Annotated in this window: 4 protein-coding genes; 1 reads left to right on the top strand and 3 read right to left on the bottom strand. The window is 41.1% G+C overall.

Going from position 1 to position 3600, the window contains the following annotated elements:
• Window positions 1–344: 344 nt before the first annotated feature.
• Window positions 345–1250, bottom strand: coding sequence for a CsgG/HfaB family protein (locus tag VN379_RS04870; RefSeq protein ID WP_325531375.1), 906 nt, complete (start codon window positions 1248–1250; stop codon window positions 345–347).
• A gap of 217 nt (window positions 1251–1467) precedes the next feature.
• Here VN379_RS04870 and VN379_RS04875 point away from each other — a divergent pair, with 217 nt between their 5' ends.
• Entirely contained in the window at window positions 1468–2568 is a 1101-nt protein-coding gene (locus VN379_RS04875) for a hypothetical protein (protein WP_325531377.1), read from the top strand.
• A gap of 119 nt (window positions 2569–2687) precedes the next feature.
• Here the strand turns inward: VN379_RS04875 and VN379_RS04880 are convergent, their stop codons facing one another.
• Together VN379_RS04880 and VN379_RS04885 are read right to left on the bottom strand one after the other, a co-directional pair.
• Complete coding sequence (locus VN379_RS04880) at window positions 2688–3152, bottom strand: chemotaxis protein CheX (protein ID WP_325531379.1); 465 nt, start codon at window positions 3150–3152, stop codon at window positions 2688–2690.
• The coding region (locus VN379_RS04885) for a hemerythrin family protein (RefSeq protein WP_325531381.1) at window positions 3149–3600 on the bottom strand (452 nt) is incomplete at its 5' end. The genes VN379_RS04885 and VN379_RS04880, both read right to left, overlap by 4 nt.

Genomic DNA, 3600 nt, shown 5'->3' on the forward strand with positions numbered 1-3600 from the left:
TAATGATATTGTCATCGATTGACCGAGCTAGTTCCAATGCAATCGCCAAAAGGTATGTCATTGATGACACGTAAACCAATAACATTAAATTTCTTCGTTATAGTGCGAACTTAAGGTAAAACAAAAACTCCAGTTTTAAACTGGAGTTTTTGTTTTACGCTTCTTAAGAAGTTGCAGATATGATTTTTGCGTGTCTGACAATTTCAACATTCTCAAACAGATATGTACCAGTGATAAAAAACAACCTGTACGGTTTGATACAGGTTGTTTTTTTATCACCCCCCAGAGTATTGTGGGAACTGGCTGCAAGGTGAAAGTCCGAAGGGCTATCAAGCAAATTATGGTTAAAAAACGTGTTTTCCCGACCAGCCAAGGCCTAAAAAGCCCCGGGGTTTTTTCCTTAATTTTTTGGTTACGGCATCTCCTGGCTGGATAGAGTTTCGTAATGCCGTACCATCGTCTTTAGTCTTTAGTTTGGCCACGCACATGGTATCTAAAACTTCAATGACTTCCAGTTCACCAATATTTCTTTTCAGCACAATCAGTTCGCCGGTAACCGGATGCCTCATGGCATTACTTGTGCCATTAACCTCCAGCATATCACCAGTAGCTATATTGTGATTTGTGCCCAGGTCAATAAAATATTGGCTGCCCTCAGCTTTGATTACATAGCCCTGTAAGGGAATAAATTTGTAAACTTTTCTAACTGAGTCATAGGCTGCTTCAGAGAGCGCGGTGTTAATATCTTCATCAAAGTTAGTAATGGAGGCTTGATCAGACCAGGCAATTTGACCATTCTTTACATTAACTAGTTTCATAGTCAGGGTTACATTGCTTTTCGTGGTACCTTCCACCCATTCATTGCGCTGACTCTTTTTATTATAAGAATAGTACCCTGGTTCTTTGCTAATACTGCCGTCTACCGAGCCAAGCAATAAGTAATCCAAACCAAGAATGCCACCTAATTCGGTAGCCGTTGCTTCGTCAATGAAGCCTTGGGCGCTGCGTTTTTGCTCTGCAAATACGCGTGATAATTCGGTTCGTTCAACCACCGTGCAAGATTTTAAGTTTACTAAATCGGCAGTGATCATTTCGGCGGCCATTACTCCGAATTGATTATAGGGACTGTCATTTTTGAAAGGAAGAACGCCGATTTTTTTAGTAGTAGCTGCGCTAGCTAACGCTGCGCTCGAAAATAGAGTAATAAAGACACAAACCAACACTATTCCCCAAATACCTCTCCGTACCATAAAAACCTCCTCACCCGATGCTGCAAAATATGTAAAATGCAGTGCTATTGTGTTATTATTCATTTTTTTTTTCAAAAAATCCTTCTTGTGCAGGCGATTTCATTATTACGGTCTAAATAAAATGTAAATATTTGTTGCTTTTGTTGTTTGCTAGAGATACACTGACATTGGATTAGCAATACACTTATTATTATACCCATTGCAGGAGGCTGATTTAGTGAAATTTTTTAGATTCTTAGTAGTGGCAGCATTATTTTGGGCAATCCAATGCCCGGCTGTATCAGCACAGGAAGTTAGCGTTGAGGGCCACGGTATTTCCCGTGAGGCGGCAATCCACGATGCACTGCGGCAGGCAGTGGAACAAGCTGTCGGAACCATTGTTGACTCGCAAACGCTAGTACAAAACTATATGGTGCTCAAAGATGAAGTCTATACCAAGTCCCAAGGCTTTGTCAGTGATTATTCTATTATAACGGAAAAATGGCTAAATGGTGAGGTTGTCATACAAGCCAGAGTAACTGTTGATGCGCAGCCAAACTCAAATTTAATGACAAAATTACAGCGACTGAAGATGATTGATGTAGGTCTGCGTGATCCCCGTATTGGTGTTGTCATTGCCGAACATTACATACGACCCATTCCTGACCCTGCTGCCGAAACGGCCATCATAGATCAACTGACTGAGGCTGGCTTCCGGCGAATGGTAGATCCCGGCCAACTGGCCCGTATTCGCAAATCAGATGCTATTAAAACCATCCTTAACCAAGGCGATATCAAGACTGCTGTACGGCAGATGACAAATGAGCAGCTCGATTATTTAATCGTGGGGGAAGCCTTTGCTGAATACGCAGGGATGGATTCCGGTTACAATGTGATATCATGCCGCGCGCGGGTTGAGGCCAGACTGATTAAGGTTGATACCGGCGAAATCATTGCGGCGCAAGGGTTTCATCGCGGCGGGATTGACATAACTGAATTTACTGCCGCCAAGAAATCCTTACACAACGCAGGTAAAGATGCAGGCAAGTTTTTTGCAGATAAGCTACTGGCTTATGCCGCTAATCCGGAGAAAGGGCTCCAGATAAAGGTGGTTGCAATCAATGATTATTCGATAGTTAACTTATTAGGACGGTTACTCAGGCAGCAACCAGGTATTACCAATGCTTTTTTGCGGGACTATCAACAAGGAACTGCTATGTTTGATGTTAACTATTCCGGGTCGCCTGCTCTTCTGGCAGAACAACTGGAAGGCATAAATGAGCTGCCGGTAAAAGTAATTGAAATTAGCAATAGTGTGATTGTGATTAGTATGAAGTAAATGCTTCAGAATTGAAACTCCTGTCCAGGAGTCATGCTAATTGAAGTGACCTTATAAAAAAACAAGGCACCAAAGCGGTGTCACTTTGGTGCCTTAGTCCATCATATTCATCTTTCTGCCTATTTGTTTTCATCGATGGAAAAATTTAACTTTATACCACCTATTGATGTGTGCAACGGAATCGTTAACGTTTGCTCTGTACCAAGAGCAGAAGAACTATTCTCCCTAATAACGATTTGAGGTGGCAGTATATCGCAGTGATAATTTGCCTGGGAAAGGTATGTAACGGCATTACCGCTGATGATATTAGACACCTCTCCTAACGCCGAAGTTACAAAACTGTCTAATTTATGTATCTCCATTCCAGACATTATTTTCACGATTTCTAGCGTAGTGCTCTCCGGAAAACTGAAAAGTACAGAACCAGAAATATCTCCAGTCAGCTTAATAGCTACAGTTACCTCGTTTTCCGATACCAAATCCTTCTTGGCTGCTAACGTGCTTTTGGTAATCTCTAAATCTAACATTAGTTTAAATACTTCTTTAAGTGCTTGAAAAAAAGGATTTACAAATTCTGCTTTCATGACTTACTAGCCTCCTGACCTATGTATTGTGCCATTTTTAGATCATCGGCCACTACATGATTGATTAACCACGCCATTAGTTTCCCACCCAATTGCTGCACTAACTCTTCAGTATAGCCTTCTGCTGCAAAGGTTTCAGCATACTTGCCGATCTCTCTCTTAAAATCTTCATGGATTTTCCGGTGCCCTTCATGGTTAGGGTAGTTAATTTCTTTTTGATATGCTTCCTCATAGTCAAAATGAATAATAACATAGCTTTGCATGAATTCCATGGTTTCTTTTATCTGGCTGAGTTTCTCTTGCCACGGATCTTCCTGGTGGAGTAATTTTACAAACTTGGATACTCTGAAAAAAAGTTCTTCATGCTGTTCATCTATTGTCCGAATTCCTAGTTTGTACTTTTCTTTCCACATCATTAAGTTATTCTCCCCTTCAACATGTTTATTGA

It is taken from the genome of Sporomusa sp., assembly GCF_035561255.1.
Classification (GTDB): Bacteria; Bacillota; Negativicutes; order Sporomusales; family Sporomusaceae; genus Sporomusa.

What these genes read in the sequence shown, in the direction of transcription:
- VN379_RS04870 (WP_325531375.1), bottom strand. Translation starts at nt 1,250, where the DNA reads ATGGTACGGAGAGGTATTTGGGGAATAGTGTTGGTTTGTGTCTTTATT.
- VN379_RS04880 (WP_325531379.1), bottom strand. Translation starts at nt 3,152, where the DNA reads ATGAAAGCAGAATTTGTAAATCCTTTTTTTCAAGCACTTAAAGAAGTA.